Origin of the sequence: Streptomyces sp. NPDC004266 (genome assembly GCF_042874095.1) — a bacterium.
In the GTDB taxonomy this organism is placed as follows: domain Bacteria; phylum Actinomycetota; class Actinomycetes; order Streptomycetales; family Streptomycetaceae; genus Streptomyces.
In genome coordinates this window covers 884,441-900,373 of sequence record NZ_JBIAMM010000001.1, presented here as the reverse complement: position 1 = coordinate 900,373, position 15,933 = coordinate 884,441, and the positions used below count along the sequence as shown (strand labels likewise).

The window sequence follows — 15,933 nt, the reverse complement described above, 5'->3', positions numbered from 1 at the left end:
CGGTTCGGGGCGGCTCCGGGCGAGCCTCGGGAGGCGAACTCGTACGACCACCGGCACTCTTGCTGTGTCCTTCCATTTCTCCGCTCATTTGAGGGGCATGGACACGAAAAGAGGGGCGTTCCGCGGGGGTAGGCTCGACAACGCCGGTACACCCTCAGTCACCGGCTCAAGACATGTGGAGAGGAGCCCTGACCCAGGGTGAGCACTAAGCCGACCACCACAGACCTCGAGTGGACCGAATTGGACCAGCGGGCCGTCGACACCGCCCGCCTTCTGGCCGCGGACGCCGTACAGAAGGTCGGCAACGGCCATCCCGGTACGGCGATGAGCCTTGCTCCGGCCGCGTACACCCTCTTCCAGAAGGTGATGCGGCACGACCCGGCCGACCCCGAGTGGGTCGGGCGCGACCGGTTCGTCCTCTCCGCCGGCCACTCGTCCCTGACCCTCTACACCCAGCTCTACCTGGGTGGCTTCGGTCTCGAACTGGACGACCTGAAGGCCTTCCGCACCTGGGGATCGAAGACCCCGGGCCACCCGGAGTACGGCCACACCGCCGGCGTCGAGACGACCACGGGCCCGCTGGGCCAGGGCGTCGCCAACGCCGTGGGCATGGCGATGGCCGCCCGCTACGAGCGCGGCCTGTTCGACCCGGAGGCCGCCGACGGCACCTCGCCGTTCGACCACCGGATCTACGTGATCGCCGGTGACGGCTGCCTGCAGGAGGGCATCTCCGCGGAGGCGTCCTCGCTCGCCGGCCACCAGAAGCTCGGCAACCTGATCCTGCTGTGGGACGACAACCACATCTCGATCGAGGGCGACACCGAGACCGCCGTGTCCGAGGACACGATGAAGCGGTACGAGGCGTACGGCTGGCACGTCCAGCGCGTCGAGCCCAAGGCCGACGGCGACCTGGACCCGGCCGCGCTGTACGCGGCGATCAAGGCCGCCGAGGCCGAGACCGAGCGCCCGTCGTTCATCGCGATGCGCTCGATCATCGCCTGGCCGGCGCCGAACGCGCAGAACACCGAGGCCGCGCACGGCTCGGCGCTCGGCGACGAGGAGATCGCGGCGACCAAGCGCGTCCTGGGCTTCGACCCGGAGCAGACCTTCGAGGTCTCCGACGAGGTCATCGCGCACACCCGCGCGCTCGGCGACCGCGGCCGCGAGGCCCGCTCCGCGTGGGAGAAGCAGCTCTCCGAGTGGCGCACGGCCAACCCGGAGCGCGCCGCCGAGTTCGACCGCATCCAGGCGAACGAGCTGCCGGCCGGCTGGGCCGAGAAGCTCCCGGTCTTCGAGACGGGCAAGGGCGTCGCCACCCGTGCCGCCTCGGGCCAGGTCCTGAAGGCGCTCGGCGCGGTCATCCCGGAGCTGTGGGGCGGCTCGGCCGACCTCGCCGGCTCGAACAACACGACGATCGACAAGGACTCGTCGTTCCTGCCGGAGGGCAACCCGCTGCCGGAGGCCGACAAGTACGGCCGCACGATCCACTTCGGCATCCGCGAGCACTCCATGGCCGCGGAGATGAACGGCATCGCGCTGCACGGCAACACGCGCGTCTACGGCGGCACCTTCCTGGTGTTCTCCGACTACATGCGCAACGCGGTGCGGCTGTCCGCGCTGATGCACCTGCCGGTGACGTACGTCTGGACCCACGACTCGATCGGTCTGGGCGAGGACGGCCCGACGCACCAGCCGGTGGAGCACCTCGCCTCGCTGCGCGCGATCCCGGGCCTGAACGTGGTCCGTCCGGCCGACGCCAACGAGACGGCGCTCGCCTGGCGCGAGATCATGCAGCGGCACACCAAGGTCTTCGGCAAGGGCGCCCCGCACGGTCTGGCGCTCACCCGCCAGGGCGTGCCGACGTACGCCCCGAACGAGGACACCGTCAAGGGCGGCTACGTGCTGTTCGAGGCGGAGGGCGGCACGCCCGAGGTCGTGCTGATCGGCACGGGCTCCGAGGTGCACCTGGCCGTGGAGGCCCGGGAGCAGCTCCAGGCCGCCGGCGTCCCGACCCGCGTGGTCTCGATGCCGTCCGTGGAGTGGTTCGAGGAGCAGGACCAGGCGTACAGGGACTCGGTCCTGCCGCCGTCGGTCAGGGCCCGTGTCGCGGTCGAGGCCGGCATCGGCCTCACGTGGCACAAGTACGTCGGCGACGCCGGCCGGATCGTCTCCCTGGAGCACTTCGGTGCCTCGGCGGACGCGAAGGTCCTCTTCCGTGAGTTCGGGTTCACGCCGGAGGCGATCGTCGCCGCCGCCCGGGAATCCCTGGCCGCCGCCGCGCGCTGACGTCCATACGTACGACTTAATTGGAGATGCAACTCCCATGACAGACGCTCTCAAGCGCCTCTCCGACGAAGGCGTCGCGATCTGGCTGGACGACCTCTCGCGCCAGCGGATCACGTCCGGCAACCTGGCCGAGCTGATCGACCAGAGCCACGTGGTCGGGGTCACCACCAATCCGTCCATCTTCCAGAAGGCCATCTCGGAGGGGCACGGCTACGACCAGCAGCTCGCCGACCTGGCCGCCCGCAAGGTGACCGTCGACGAGGCCATCCGCATGATCACGACGGCGGACGTCCGTGACGCCGCCGACATCCTGCGGCCGGTCTTCGACGCGACCGACGGCCAGGACGGCCGGGTCTCCATCGAGGTCGACCCCCGTCTCGCCCACGACACGGCCGCCACCATCGCCGAGGCCAAGCAGCTGGCCTGGCTGGTGGACCGCCCCAACACCCTGATCAAGATCCCGGCCACCAAGGCGGGTCTGCCGGCGATCACCGAGGTCATCGGCCTCGGCATCAGCGTCAACGTCACGCTGATCTTCTCGCTGGAGCGCTACCGCGCGGTCATGGACGCCTACCTGGCGGGTCTGGAGAAGGCCCGCGAGCGCGGCCTCGACCTCTCCAAGATCCACTCGGTGGCCTCCTTCTTCGTCTCCCGCGTGGACACGGAGATCGACAAGCGCCTGACCGCCCTCGGCACCGACGAGGCCGCGGCGCTCAAGGGCAAGGCCGCCCTGGCCAACGCCCGCCTGGCCTACGAGGCGTACGAGGAGGTCTTCTCCTCCGACCGCTGGGCCGCCCTCGACAAGGCGCAGGGCAACAAGCAGCGTCCGCTGTGGGCCTCGACCGGCGTCAAGGACCCGGCGTACAAGGACACCCTGTACGTCGTGGACCTGGTCGCCCCCGGCACGGTGAACACCATGCCGGAGGCCACCCTGGAGGCCACCGCCGACCACGGCGAGGTCACCGGTGACACCATCCACGGCACCTACGCGCAGTCGCGCGCCGAGCTGGAGGCCATCGAGAAGCTGGGCATCAGCTACGACGACGTCGTCCAGCTCCTGGAGGACGAGGGCGTCGACAAGTTCGAGGCGTCCTGGAACGACCTGCTCAAGTCCACCGAGGCGGAGCTTCAGCGCCTCGCACCTTCGGAGGCGTAAGCACTTTGAGCGCAGTCCACGGAGCCAACCCGCTCCGTGACGCCGCAGACCGACGGCTCCCGCGCATCGCGGGGCCGTCGGGTCTGGTGATCTTCGGCGTCACGGGCGATTTGTCCCGTAAGAAGCTGATGCCTGCCGTCTACGACCTGGCCAATCGCGGCCTGCTGCCGCCGGGCTTCTCGCTCATCGGCTTCGCCCGCCGCGAATGGGCGGACGAGGACTTCGCGCAGGAGGTCTACGAAGCCGTCAAGCAGCACGCGCGCACCCCCTTCCGCGAGGAGGTGTGGCAGCAGCTGATCCAGGGCATGCGGTTCGTCCAGGGCGACTTCGACGACGACACGGCCTTCGAGCAGCTCAAGTCGACCATCGAGGAGCTCGACAAGGCGCAGGGGACGGGCGGCAACTTCGCCTTCTACCTCTCCGTGCCGCCGAAGTTCTTCCCGCTCGTCGTCCAGCAGCTCAAGAAGCACGGCCTGGCCGACCAGAAGGACGGTTCCTGGCGCCGCGCGGTCATCGAGAAGCCCTTCGGCCACGACCTGGTCTCCGCCAAGGAGCTCAACGAGGTCGTCCACGAGGTCTTCCCGCCCGACGCGGTCTTCCGGATCGACCACTACCTCGGCAAGGAGACCGTCCAGAACATCCTGGCGCTCCGCTTCGCCAACACGCTCTTCGAGCCGATCTGGAACCGGTCGTACGTCGACCACGTGCAGATCACCATGGCCGAGGACATCGGCATCGGCGGCCGCGCCGGCTACTACGACGGCATCGGCGCCGCCCGTGACGTCATCCAGAACCACCTGCTCCAGCTGCTCGCGCTGACCGCGATGGAGGAGCCCGCCTCCTTCGACGCCGACGCGCTGGCCGCCGAGAAGACCAAGGTCCTCGGCGCGGTGAAGCTGCCCAAGGACCTGGGCAAGTCCACGGTCCGCGGCCAGTACGCGGCCGGGTGGCAGGGCGGCGCGAAGGCCGTCGGCTACCTCCAGGAAGACGGCATCGACCCCCAGTCGAAGACCGACACCTACGCGGCCATCAAGCTGGAGATCGACAACCGCCGCTGGGCGGGCGTCCCCTTCTACCTGCGGACCGGCAAGCGCCTGGGCCGCCGCGTCACCGAGATCGCGGTCGTCTTCCAGCGCGCCCCGCACTCCCCCTTCGACCACACCGCGACCGAGGAGCTCGGCCGCAACGCCATCGTGATCCGGGTCCAGCCGGACGAGGGCGTGACGGTGCGGTTCGGCTCCAAGGTGCCCGGCACCCAGATGGAGATCCGGGACGTGTCGATGGACTTCGCGTACGGCGAGTCCTTCACGGAGTCCAGCCCCGAGGCGTACGAGCGGCTCATCCTCGACGTCCTGCTCGGCGACTCCAACCTCTTCCCGCGGGTCGAGGAGGTCGAGCTGTCCTGGAAGATCCTCGACCCGATCGAGCAGTTCTGGGACACGCACGGCAAGCCCGCGCAGTACCAGTCCGGGACCTGGGGTCCGGTCGAGGCGGACGAGATGCTCGCACGAGACGGCAGGAGCTGGCGCCGGCCATGAAGACCGACCTGACGGACACCACGTCCTCCAAGATCAACAAGGCGCTGGTGCTCGGGCGGCGGGCGATCGGCACGCCGGCCGTCGGCATGGTGCTCACCCTCGTGATCGTCACCGACGAGGAGAACGCCTACGACGCGCTCAAGGCGGCCAACGAGGCGTCCCGCGAGCACCCCTCGCGGACCCTCGTCGTCATCAAGCGGGTCTCGCGCTCCCCGCGGGACCGCGCGCAGGCACGGCTCGACGCCGAGGTCCGCCTCGGCGCCGACGCCAGCACCGGCGAGACGGTGGTGCTCCGGCTGTACGGCGAGGTCGTCGACCACGCCCAGTCGGTGGTGCTGCCGCTGCTCCTCCCGGACGCCCCCGTCGTCGTCTGGTGGCCGGTGAACGCACCGTCCGACCCGGCGAACGACCCGCTGGGCGCGCTCGCCCAGCGCCGGGTGACCGACACGTACGCCGCCGAGCAGCCCATCCAGGAGCTGACCGCGCGCGCGGACGCGTACACCCCGGGCGACACGGACCTCTCGTGGACCCGGATCACGCCGTGGCGCTCGATGCTGGCCGCCGCGCTCGACCAGGTCGTGTGCGAGGTCACCTCGGCCGAGGTGGAGGGCGAGGAGTTCAACCCGAGCGTCGAGCTGCTCGCGATGTGGCTCGCGGACCGGCTGAAGGTGCCGGTCCGGCGCTCGAAGTCGGCCGGTCCCGGTCTCACCTCCGTACGGATGGAGACCGACGCCGGCCCGATCGTGCTCGACCGGCCGGACGGATCGCTCGCCACGCTCTCCATAGAGGGGCAGCCGGACCGTGCGGTGGCGCTCAAGCGCCGCGAGACCGCCGAGCTGATCGCGGAGGAGCTGCGCCGGCTCGACCCGGACGACACCTACGCGACGGCGCTCAGGTTCGGTGTGGAGCGGCTCGACGAGGAGGCGGCGACCACCGCCCCCGAGACCGTCGTGGACACGGTCGTGGAGCCCGCCGCGGAGCCTTCCGCCGAGACGGCCGCGGAAGCGGCTCCCGCGGCCAAGCCCGCCTCGAAGAAGGCCCCGGCCAAGAAGGCGGCGGCCAAGTGAGCACCCCTCAGCTGGTCGTCCACCGCGACAAGGAGCTGATGGCCGAGGCGGCCGCGGCCCGGCTGATCACGAAGATCGTGGACGCCCAGGCCGCCCGCGGCTCCGCCTCGATCGTGCTCACCGGCGGCCGCAACGGCAACGGCCTGCTCGCGGCGCTCGGCTCGGCGCCCGCGCGGGACGCGGTCGACTGGTCGCGGCTCGACCTGTGGTGGGGCGACGAGCGGTACCTGCCCGAGGGCGACCCCGAGCGGAACGTCACCCAGGCCCGTGCCGCGCTGCTCGACCGGGTGCCGCTCGACCCGGCGCGGGTGCACGCCATGCCGGCCTCGGACGGGCCGTACGGCGGCGACGTCGACGCCGCCGCGGCGGCGTACGCGGAGGAGCTGGCCGCCGCCGCGGGTCCCGGTCCGTACCGATCAGCGGCTGGCGCCGCGGGCGCCGGGGTGCCGACCTTCGACGTGCTGATGCTGGGCGTCGGCCCGGACACGCACGTGGCCTCGCTCTTCCCGGAGCTGCCGGCGGTCCGCGAGACCGAGCGGACGGTGGTCGGGGTGCACGGCGCGCCGAAGCCGCCGCCGGTCCGGATCTCGCTGACCCTCCCGGCCATCCGGGCGGCGCACGAGGTCTGGCTGCTCGCGGCCGGAGAGGACAAGGCGAAGGCCGCGGCGATCGCGCTGTCGGGCGCGGGCGAGGTGCAGGCCCCGGCGGCCGGGGCCTACGGGCGCTCGCGCACGCTGTGGCTGCTCGACGCGGCGGCCGCGTCGGAACTGCCGCGGAGCCTGTATCCGCCGGCCTCGGCCTGACGCACCTCCACGGAGGCCCGGTTCACCTCGCGGTGGGCCGGGCCTCCGGCGTGTGTACGGGAGGGTGTACGGACTCCAGAAAGGGCGCGAGCAGCCCCGGTACGGCCTCGGCGGCGAAGGCGAGGCCCTGCCCCTCGCCGGCGTCGCGCACCGCGTAGGCGCCCCCTCCGGCCGCCGTGGTGGCGGTGAGGGTCAGGAGTCCGGCCCGGCGCTGGAAGTACGACTGCCTGACGGTCCAGCCGATGACGCCGGAGCGCTGCAGGGCCACCGTCGTCCGCCGGACGGTTCCCGAACGGGCCACCAGGAAGCCGCCGCTGACGCCGTGTCCGAGGGAGCGGTACGCGTCGAGGGCGAGCAGCACGGCGACCGGTCCGAGGACGAGGGCCCAGCCGGCCGCGACGTACAGCAGGACCGGGGTGAGGAGCGGGCCGAGGGCGGCGAGGACCGCGACGGGACCGAGGACGCCCCACGCGGCCCGGCGCAGTCGCCGGGCGCGGGCGGCCCTGGGGTGGGCGGCGAGGGGCGCCCCGGTCGGCGGCTCCGGCTCGCCCAGCACCAGGGCGGCGACCCGCTCGGCGCGCTCCCGGGGAGCGGCGGGCAGCAGGTTCTTCAGGTCGGCGTGCTTGTCCTCGTCGTCCTCGGCGAGGCCGGTGGCGACGGCGTCGACGCGGGCGGCGCCGAACAGCCGCACGCCGAGCGGCTCGACGAGCTCGATCCCGCGCAGCCGGCGCTCCTCCAGGGTGACCGACCGGGCGGTGAACAGGCCCCGGCGGACGCGGAGGGTGCCGCCGGGCTCGCGCTCCAGGCGGTAGTTCCACCACATCTCGATCCAGAGCCCGAGGGCGCCGACGGTCCCGGCGACGGTGGCGAGCAGGACCAGGTCGACGATCGTCCAGGTCAGGGAGGTGTCCCGGAAGCGGTCCCCTATCCAGTCGATGACCTCCGTCCGGGCGCCGAACCAGTCGCTGACCTGGAGGACGGCGCCGGCCGCGGCGGCGCCGAGGGCGGGGGCGAGGAAGGAGACGGGGGCGTAGCGGATCCAGCGCGGGTCGAGGACGGCCAGGACGCCGTCGTGATCCGACTCGGCGGCGGCGGTGACGGTGCGGCCGAGGAGCTCCCGGCGGAGCCGCTCGCCCTCGGCGCGGGCGACCAGGTCGAGTTCGAGGGTGGACTCGCCGCCGGCGGCGTTCTCGCCGGTGCCGATGCGGACCTTGACGAGGCCGAGGAGGCGCTGGAGGGGGTTGGCGGTGAGGTCGACGCTGCGGACCCGCTCCCGGGCCAGGGAACGGCGCTTGAGCAGCAGGAGGCCGGTGTGGAGGTCGACCCTCTCGGGGCCGACGCGGTAGCGGGTGCGGCGCAGCCGGACCCAGTCGCCGGCCGTGCCGACCAGGACGAGCAGGACGACGCCCGAGAGGACCCAGGCGAAGGCCTGCCCCAGGGACCCGCCGCCCGAGAGGCCGGCCACGGCCGGGAGGGCCGCGCCACCGGCGACCCCGCAGAAGACGACCGCGTCGGCGAACAGGGTGCGCGGGTCGAGCCGCCGCCACTCCTCGCTCATGTGGCGTCCCCGGGGGTGGCCCGGGTGAGCGCGGTGAGCCGTTCGGCGAGCTCGGCGGCGAGCTCGTGGTCGAGGCCCCCGATGCGGATCGCCCCCTTGGAGGAGGCGGTGGTGACGGTGACGGTGGCGAGCCGGAACGTCTGCTCCAGCGGGCCGCGCACGGTGTCGACCGTCTGGATCCGGGACATCGGGGCGATCCGCCACTCCTGCCACAGGGCGCCGGTGCGCACGTAGACGGCCTCGTCGGTGACCTCCCAGCGGTGCACCCGGAACCACCAGGCGGGGAGGAACGCGGTGCAGGCGAGGCCCAGGGCCGCCACGGCCCCGGCCGCGAGCAGCAGCCAGGACCGGGCGGGCCCGAGGAACGCCCCGAGGACGGCGAGCACCGCCACCGGGACGGCGGTGGTCGCCAGGAGGCGGCTGCGCCACCAGGCGACGGCCCGCTCGTCGACGGCGTTCCTGGGCGGCCGCAACCGCACCGCTTCCTCCCCCCTCATCCGGTTACCGTCCCCGCAGCGAGCGGTAGACCGAGACGAGTGCGGCGGTGGAGCTGTCGAGCTGCTCGGCTCCCTCGCCCTTCGTCAGGACCGGCTCGATCTTCTTGGCGAGGACCTTGCCGAGCTCGACGCCCCACTGGTCGAAGGAGTCGATGTTCCAGACGGCGCCCTGGACGAAGACCTTGTGCTCGTAGAGCGCGATCAGCTGGCCGAGGACGGACGGGGTGAGCGCGTCGGCGAGGATCGTGGTGGTCGGGTGGTTGCCCTGGAAGGTCTTGTGCGGGACGAGCTCCTCGGAGACGCCCTCGGCCCGCACCTCCTCGGGCGTCTTGCCGAAGGCGAGCGCCTGGGTCTGGGCGAAGAAGTTGGCCATGAGCAGGTCGTGCTGGGCGACGAGCCCGGACGGCAGGTCCTCGACGGGGCGGGCGAAGCCGATGAAGTCGGCGGGGATGACCTTGGTGCCCTGGTGGATCAACTGGTAGTAGGCGTGCTGGCCGTTGGTCCCGGGGGTGCCCCAGACCACGGGTCCCGTCTGCCATTCGACCCGGTTGCCCTGGCGGTCCACCGACTTGCCGTTGGACTCCATGTCGAGCTGCTGGAGGTAGGCGGTGAACTTGGACAGGTAGTGGGAGTACGGCAGGACGGCGTGCGACTGGGCGTCGAAGAACGCGCCGTACCAGATGCCGAGGAGGCCGAGGAGGAGCGGCGCGTTCTCCTCGGGCGGGGCGGTGCGGAAGTGCTCGTCGACGAGGTGGAAGCCGTCGAGCATCTCGCGGAAGCGCTCCGGGCCGATGGCGATCATCAGGGAGAGGCCGATGGCGGAGTCGTAGGAGTAGCGTCCGCCGACCCAGTCCCAGAACTCGAACATGTTCGCGGTGTCGATGCCGAACTCCTCGACCTTCTCGGCGTTGGTCGAGAGGGCCACGAAGTGCTTGGCGACGGCCTCCTGGCCGGCGCGCAGCCCGGTGAGGAGCCAGTTCCGCGCGGAGGTGGCGTTGGTGATCGTCTCGATGGTGGTGAAGGTCTTCGAGGCGACGATGAACAGCGTCTCGGCGGGGTCGAGGTCGCGGACGGCCTCGTGGAGGTCGGCGCCGTCGACGTTGGAGACGAAACGGAACGTCAGGTCCCGCCGGGTGTAGGAGCGCAGGGCCTCGTAGGCCATGGCGGGGCCGAGGTCGGAGCCGCCGATGCCGATGTTGACGATGTTCTTGACGGGCCGTCCGGTGTGGCCGGTCCACTCGCCCGCGCGGACCTTGTCGGCGAAGGCGGCCATCTTGTCGAGGACGGCGTGGACGCCGGGGACGACGTTCTCCCCGTCGACCTCGATGACGGCCCCGCGGGGGGCGCGCAGCGCGGTGTGGAGCACCGCCCGGTCCTCGGTGGTGTTGATCTTCTCGCCGCGGAACATGGCGTCGCGGAGCTCGGCGACGCCGGTGACGGCGGCCAGTTCCCGCAGCAGGGTCAGCGTCTCGCCGGTGACGAGGTGCTTGGAGTAGTCCAGGTGGAGGTCGCCGACGCGCAGGGTGTAGTCGGTGCCCCGCTCCGGGTCGGCGGCGAACAGTTCGCGCAGATGGGTGTCGCCCAGCTGCTCACGGTGCTTGACGAGGGCCGCCCACTCGGGCAGCCGGTTGAGCCTGTTGCGGCCTTCGCTTGTCATCTCGGACATCGCCCACTTCTTCTCGTACTGCTTGTCTGCCCCGCTGCACCCCCAAACCTAATTGATCAGGGGGCCCAGCGACGCGACGGCGAGCGCGAACAGCGCCGCCGCGAGGAGGGCCGGTGTGTGCGGTCCCAGGCCGGCGGCCGCGGCGCCGCCGAGGAGCGCGCCGAGCGGCGCGCCCGCGACGGCGAGGGTGCGGAAGGCCGCGGCGATGCGGCCGAGCATCCCCTCGGGGGCGCGCTCCTGCATGAGGGTGGTCTGCTGGACGTTCCACACCGTCCCCATGAGGCCGAAGACCGCCATGGCCCCGATCGACACCCCGAGGACGGGCACCGCACCCATCAGGACCAGGCAGGCGGTCTGGACGGTCCCGGCGAGGAGCACGGCGCGTATGCGTCCGGTCCGCTCGGCGATCCACCGGGCCGGGAGGCCGCCGGCGACGGCGCCCAGGGCGTAGGCCGTGATCGTGGCGGCGTACGCCGTGTTCCCCGTGGTCCCCGCCGGACGGCCGTCGGTCACGTGGACGACGAGGGTGGCGATGAGGGCGCCCATGCCGATGTTGCAGAGGGTGGTCGCGGTGCAGAGCCGGCGCAGGGACCGGTCCCCGCGCAGTACGGCGAGGCCCTGGGCCATCTCGGCGCGGAGGGTGGATCCGGCCGGGCGGGGCGGCCGCTCGGGCGCGCCGGTCCGCAGGGAGGCGACGAGGAGGGCGGCCAGGACGTAGGTGAGCGCGTCGGCCGCGTACGGGACGGCGGGGCCGGCGAGGAGCAGGACGGGCACGGCCGGTCCCGCGAGGAGACCGCCGGCGAGCTGCTGGCCGGTCATCAGGCGCGCGTTGGCCCCGGCCAGGGCCCCGGCGGGGACGAGCGCGGGCAGCAGGGCGGTGGCCGCGTTGTCGAAGAGGGTCTGGAGGGTGGTGAGGGCGAAGGCGAGGGCGAGCAGCAGGGCGACGGAGGCGTGTCCGAGGGCGACGGCGGCGGCGAAGGCGGCGACGAGTCCGGCGCGGACGAGGTCGACGGCCCACATGGCCCGCCGCTGGTCGACGCGGTCGGCGACGGCGCCGCCGAGGAGTCCGAAGAGCAGCCAGGGCAGGAAGCCGCAGGCGGTGACGGAGGCGATGAGGAGGGGGTCGTCGGTGAGCGAGGCGGCGAGCAGCGGCAGCGCGGCGGTGCGCAGCGAGTCGCCGAACCGGGAGACGACCGCGGCCGTCCACAGGCGTCCGAAGCCGCCCCGCCAGGTGGGCGCGGTCCTGCTGCCGCCCACTGCCTCCGTCGCCGCCACGGCGCCCCCTCGGTCCGGTGGTCTCCCGTCGTACCGACCGTAGAGGACGCCACTGACAACGCCGCGCGCCCGGCGGAGGCCCGTCCGTGACGCACGAACGGGCCTTGCCCGCGAACCGAGTTCGCGGGCAAGGCCCGTTCGTCACACCGTCACACCACGCTTCAGATCTCGCCGCGCAGCTTGGCCAGCGCCTCGGCGAGGATCGCCTCGCCGTCCGCGTCGCTGCGCCGCTCACGCACATAGGCGAGGTGGGTCTTGTACGGCTCCGTGCGCGGCGGGTCCGGCGGGTTGTCCCGGTCCTGGCCCGCCGGGAAGCCGCAGCGCGGGCAGTCCCAGGTGTCCGGGACCGCCGCGTCGCTGGCGAAGCTCGGCTGCGTCTCGTGCCCGTTCGAGCACCAGAAGGAGATGCGGAGGCGCGGTGCCGACTCGCCCCGCTCGGCCTCCCCCATCGGCCCCGCTCCGACCCGGCTTCCCCGGATCGCGTTGCCACTTGCCACGGTCGTAACTCCCTGCGTGATGGTGCTCGAAGATGCCCCAGTCTACGTAAGGCCCAACGCGCGTCCAGTGATTGGAGTTACCCGTCCAACTTCATCAGCAGACCAAGCACCACGATGCAGGCGAACCAGCACAGACCGACCACGACCGTGATCCGGTCCAGGTTCCGCTCGGCGACCGAGGAGCCGCCGACGGAGGACTGCATTCCGCCTCCGAACATGTCGGAGAGGCCGCCGCCCTTTCCCTTGTGCATCAGCACGAGCAGCATCAGCAGCGCGCTGAAGACGATCAGGGCGATCGAGAACCCCATAACCACGGCTGGACCAACTTCCTCGGACTTATACGGACGGGGGTCGGGCGCCTGCCCGACCCCCGCAAGGGTACGACGTAACTCCGCTACCGCATACTCACTGGTCGCGGAAGCGCGCGATCTTGACGAACTCGTCGGCGTCCAGCGAGGCACCGCCGACCAGGGCCCCGTCGATGTCGGGCTTCGCCATGATCTCGGCGACGTTGCCGCTCTTGACGGAGCCGCCGTACTGGATGCGGATCTTCTCCGCGACCTCCTGCGTGTACAGCTCGGCGAGCTTGCCACGGATCGCCGCGCAGACCTCCTGGGCGTCGTCGGCGCCGCAGACCTTGCCGGTGCCGATGGCCCAGACGGGCTCGTACGCGATCACGACCGTCTCGGCCTGCTCGGCCGGGACGTCCTTGAGGCCGCCCTCGACCTGGGCGAGGGTGTGCGCGACGGCGTTGCCGGCCTCGCGCACCTCCAGCTCCTCGCCGACGCAGAGGATCGGGGTCACGCCGTGCCTGAAGGCGGCCTTCACCTTGGCGTTGCAGACCTCGTCGTTCTCGGCGTGGTACTGGCGGCGCTCGGAGTGGCCGACGGCGACGTAGGCGCACTTCAGCTTGGACAGCATCAGGCCCGAGATCTCGCCGGTGTAGGCGCCGGAGTCGTGCTCCGAGATGTCCTGGGCACCGTACTTGATCTTGAGCTTGTCGCCGTCGACCAGGGTCTGGACGGACCGCAGGTCGGTGAAGGGGACCAGGACCGCGACCTCACAGGCGTCGTAGTCCTTGTCGGTCAGGGCGAAGGCGAGCTTCTGGACGTGGGCGATGGCCTCGAGGTGGTTGAGGTTCATCTTCCAGTTGCCCGCCATCAGCGGGGTTCGCGTGCTCATAAAGGGGTCAGTCCTCCAGTGCGACGAGGCCGGGGAGCTTCTTGCCCTCGAGGTATTCGAGGGAGGCGCCGCCGCCGGTCGAGATGTGGCCGAATGCCTTCTCGTCGAAGCCCAGGATGCGGACGGCCGCGGCGGAGTCGCCACCGCCGACCACCGTGAAGGCCGGGGAGTCGACGAGCGCCTGGGCGACGGCCTTGGTGCCCTCGGCGTAGTCGGGGTGCTCGAAGACGCCCATCGGGCCGTTCCAGAAGACGGTGGCCGCGTCGGCGAGCTTCGAGGCGTAGAGCTTACGGGTCTCCGGACCGATGTCCAGGCCCTCCTGGTCCGCCGGGATGGCGTCCGCGGCGACCGTGGTCGGGTTGGCCGGAGCCTTGGTCTTCAGGTCCGGGAAGTCGGACGAGACCAGGACGTCGACGGGGAGCACGAACTCCACGCCGCGCTCCTGGGCGCGCTCCAGGTAGCCCTGGACCGCCGGGATCTGGTCCGCCTGGAGCAGCGAGATGCCGACCTCGTGGCCCTGGGCCTTGAGGAAGGTGTACGCCATGCCGCCGCCGATGAGGATGCGGTCGGCCTTCTCCAGGAGGTGCTCGATCACGCCGAGCTTGTCGGAGACCTTGGCGCCGCCGAGCACGACCACGTACGGCCGCCGGACGTCCTCGGTGAGCTTCTTCAGGACGCCGACCTCGGTGGCGATGAGGTAGCCGGCGGCGTGCGGGAGGCGCGCCGGGAGGTCGAAGACCGAGGCGTGCCTGCGGTGCACGGCGCCGAAGCCGTCGCCGACGTACAGGTCGGCGAGGGCGGCCAGCTGGTCCGCGAAGGCGCCGCGCTCGGCGTCGTCCTTCGAGGTCTCGCCGGCGTTGAAGCGGAGGTTCTCGATGACGGCCACCCGGCCGTCGGCGAGGCCCGCGACGGTCTCCCGGGCGGAGTCGCCGACGGTGTCGGTCGCGAAGGCCACCTCGGCGCCGAGCAGTTCACCGAGCCGCGCGGCGGCCGGGGCGAGCGAGAAGGCCGGGTCCGGGGCGCCCTTGGGGCGGCCCAGGTGCGAGGCGACCACGACGCGGGCGCCGGCGTCGGCGAGCGCCTTGACCGTGGGGACGACGGCGCGGATGCGGCCGTCGTCGGTGATCTTGGTGCCTTCGAGCGGCACGTTGAGGTCGGCACGCACGAACACGCGCTTGCCTGCGACGCCGGCTTCGAGAAGCTCGTCGATCGTCTTCATCTGTTAACAGACTCCTTGGTACGCGGTGGAGCACACAAACAGGGCTCGCACAGCGCGGCATTGCGCTGCCCGAGCCCTGCTCACATCGAAAACCTGCCCTGAACCCTAGAGCTTAGAGCCGGCCGCCGACGAAGACGGTGAGGTCGACGAGACGGTTGGAGTAGCCCCACTCGTTGTCGTACCAGCCGAGGATCTTGACCGTGCTGCCCTCCTGGACCATCGTCAGGGAGGCGTCGAAGGTGCAGGACGCCGGGTCGCTGACGATGTCCGAGGAGACGATCGGGTCCTCGGTGTAGAAAAGGATCCCCTTGAGGTCGCCGTCGTCGGCGGCCTTCTTGAACGCGGCGTTGACCTCGTCCTTGGTGACCTCGCGGTCGAGGGTGACGACCAGGTCGGTGGCGGAGCCGGTCGGGACCGGGACGCGCATGGCGATGCCGTCGAGCTTGCCCTTGAGCTGCGGGAGGACCAGGGCGGTGGCCTTGGCGGCGCCCGTCGTGGTCGGGATGATGTTCTCCGCGGCGGCGCGGGCGCGGCGCAGGTCCTTGTGCGGGAAGTCCAGGATGCGCTGGTCGTTGGTGTACGCGTGGACCGTGGTCATCAGGCCCTTGACGATGCCGAAGTTCTCGTCGAGGACCTTGGCCATCGGCGCGACGCAGTTGGTGGTGCAGGACGCGTTGGAGATGACGTCGTGCTGCGCCGGGTCGTACTTGTCCTGGTTGACGCCCATGACGATGGTGATGTCCTCGTCGGTGGCCGGAGCCGAGATGAGGACCTTCTTGGCGCCGCCGGCGAGGTGCTTCGCGGCGTCCGCCCTCTTCGTGAAGATGCCGGTCGACTCGATGACGATGTCGACGCCCAGGTCGCCCCAGGGGATGTCGGCCGGGTCGCGCTCGGACAGCACCTTGATGGTGTGGCCGTCGACGGTGATGGTGTCGGCGGTGTGGGTCACCTCGGCCTTGAGGCGGCCCAGGATGGTGTCGTACTTCAGCAGGTGTGCGGTGGTCGCGGTGTCGCCGAGGTCGTTGACTGCCACGACCTCGATGTCGGCACCCTGCTCAAGGAGCGCGCGGAAATAGTTCCGACCGATGCGGCCAAAGCCGTTGATGCCTACGCGGATCGTCACGAACCGATCTCCTCGTTAGGTACGCCGACGCGTTCCACGTCGGCGAGATTTTTGTTTTTTGGGATG

At 71.4% G+C, this 15,933-nt stretch carries 14 protein-coding genes; 5 read left to right on the top strand and 9 right to left on the bottom strand.

Annotation, left to right across the window (positions count from 1 at the left end):
• Positions 1 to 198: 198 nt before the first annotated feature.
• From tkt to pgl, 5 genes are read left to right on the top strand one after another with little or no spacing between them, the layout of a single operon-like run.
• Positions 199 to 2,286 (top strand): transketolase, encoded by a 2,088-nt coding sequence (tkt, locus tag ACFYUZ_RS04000; protein ID WP_389306034.1) that lies wholly within the window; start codon positions 199 to 201, stop codon positions 2,284 to 2,286.
• 37 nt (positions 2,287 to 2,323) lie between these two features.
• The gene (gene tal, locus ACFYUZ_RS03995; protein ID WP_389306033.1) at positions 2,324 to 3,442 is read left to right on the top strand and encodes a transaldolase; all 1,119 of its coding nucleotides are present in this window, start codon (positions 2,324 to 2,326) and stop codon (positions 3,440 to 3,442) included.
• A 5-nt stretch (positions 3,443 to 3,447) separates the two neighbouring features.
• Positions 3,448 to 4,980, top strand: coding sequence for a glucose-6-phosphate dehydrogenase (gene zwf / locus ACFYUZ_RS03990; RefSeq protein WP_389306032.1), 1,533 nt, complete (start codon positions 3,448 to 3,450; stop codon positions 4,978 to 4,980).
• Complete coding sequence (gene opcA / locus ACFYUZ_RS03985) at positions 4,977 to 6,047, top strand: glucose-6-phosphate dehydrogenase assembly protein OpcA (RefSeq protein WP_389306030.1); 1,071 nt, start codon at positions 4,977 to 4,979, stop codon at positions 6,045 to 6,047. The genes zwf and opcA overlap by 4 nt, the downstream gene beginning before the upstream one ends.
• Positions 6,044 to 6,850, top strand: coding sequence for a 6-phosphogluconolactonase (gene pgl, locus ACFYUZ_RS03980; protein WP_389306028.1), 807 nt, complete (start codon positions 6,044 to 6,046; stop codon positions 6,848 to 6,850). The genes opcA and pgl overlap by 4 nt, the downstream gene beginning before the upstream one ends.
• A gap of 22 nt (positions 6,851 to 6,872) precedes the next feature.
• On the opposite strand, the gene ACFYUZ_RS03975 is transcribed toward pgl, so the two are convergent.
• The 9 genes from ACFYUZ_RS03975 to gap all read right to left on the bottom strand — a co-directional run bounded on the left by ACFYUZ_RS03975 (position 6,873) and on the right by gap (position 15,867).
• Complete coding sequence (locus tag ACFYUZ_RS03975) at positions 6,873 to 8,408, bottom strand: PH domain-containing protein (RefSeq protein WP_389306026.1); 1,536 nt, start codon at positions 8,406 to 8,408, stop codon at positions 6,873 to 6,875.
• Positions 8,405 to 8,905 (bottom strand): PH domain-containing protein, encoded by a 501-nt coding sequence (locus ACFYUZ_RS03970; protein ID WP_389306024.1) that lies wholly within the window; start codon positions 8,903 to 8,905, stop codon positions 8,405 to 8,407. The genes ACFYUZ_RS03975 and ACFYUZ_RS03970 overlap by 4 nt, the downstream gene beginning before the upstream one ends.
• Positions 8,906 to 8,909: 4 nt before the next feature.
• Positions 8,910 to 10,571, bottom strand: coding sequence for a glucose-6-phosphate isomerase (pgi, locus tag ACFYUZ_RS03965; RefSeq protein ID WP_389306023.1), 1,662 nt, complete (start codon positions 10,569 to 10,571; stop codon positions 8,910 to 8,912).
• A gap of 48 nt (positions 10,572 to 10,619) precedes the next feature.
• On the bottom strand, positions 10,620 to 11,846 hold the full coding sequence (locus ACFYUZ_RS03960) for an MFS transporter (protein WP_389306021.1): 1,227 nt from the start codon (positions 11,844 to 11,846) through the stop codon (positions 10,620 to 10,622).
• 161 nt (positions 11,847 to 12,007) lie between these two features.
• On the bottom strand, positions 12,008 to 12,343 hold the full coding sequence (locus ACFYUZ_RS03955; RefSeq protein WP_078908267.1) for an RNA polymerase-binding protein RbpA: 336 nt from the start codon (positions 12,341 to 12,343) through the stop codon (positions 12,008 to 12,010).
• 77 nt (positions 12,344 to 12,420) lie between these two features.
• A complete protein-coding gene (gene secG, locus ACFYUZ_RS03950; protein WP_030692491.1) occupies positions 12,421 to 12,651 on the bottom strand; it encodes a preprotein translocase subunit SecG in 231 nt (76 codons plus the stop codon).
• 97 nt (positions 12,652 to 12,748) lie between these two features.
• A complete protein-coding gene (gene tpiA / locus ACFYUZ_RS03945) occupies positions 12,749 to 13,525 on the bottom strand; it encodes a triose-phosphate isomerase (RefSeq protein WP_389306019.1) in 777 nt (258 codons plus the stop codon).
• Between the two features lie 7 nt (positions 13,526 to 13,532).
• Positions 13,533 to 14,744: a phosphoglycerate kinase gene (locus ACFYUZ_RS03940; protein ID WP_389306017.1), complete on the bottom strand. Its 1,212-nt coding sequence runs from the start codon at positions 14,742 to 14,744 to the stop codon at positions 13,533 to 13,535.
• Between the two features lie 112 nt (positions 14,745 to 14,856).
• On the bottom strand, positions 14,857 to 15,867 hold the full coding sequence (gap, locus tag ACFYUZ_RS03935) for a type I glyceraldehyde-3-phosphate dehydrogenase (protein WP_093876669.1): 1,011 nt from the start codon (positions 15,865 to 15,867) through the stop codon (positions 14,857 to 14,859).
• Between the last annotated feature and the right edge of the window lie 66 nt (positions 15,868 to 15,933).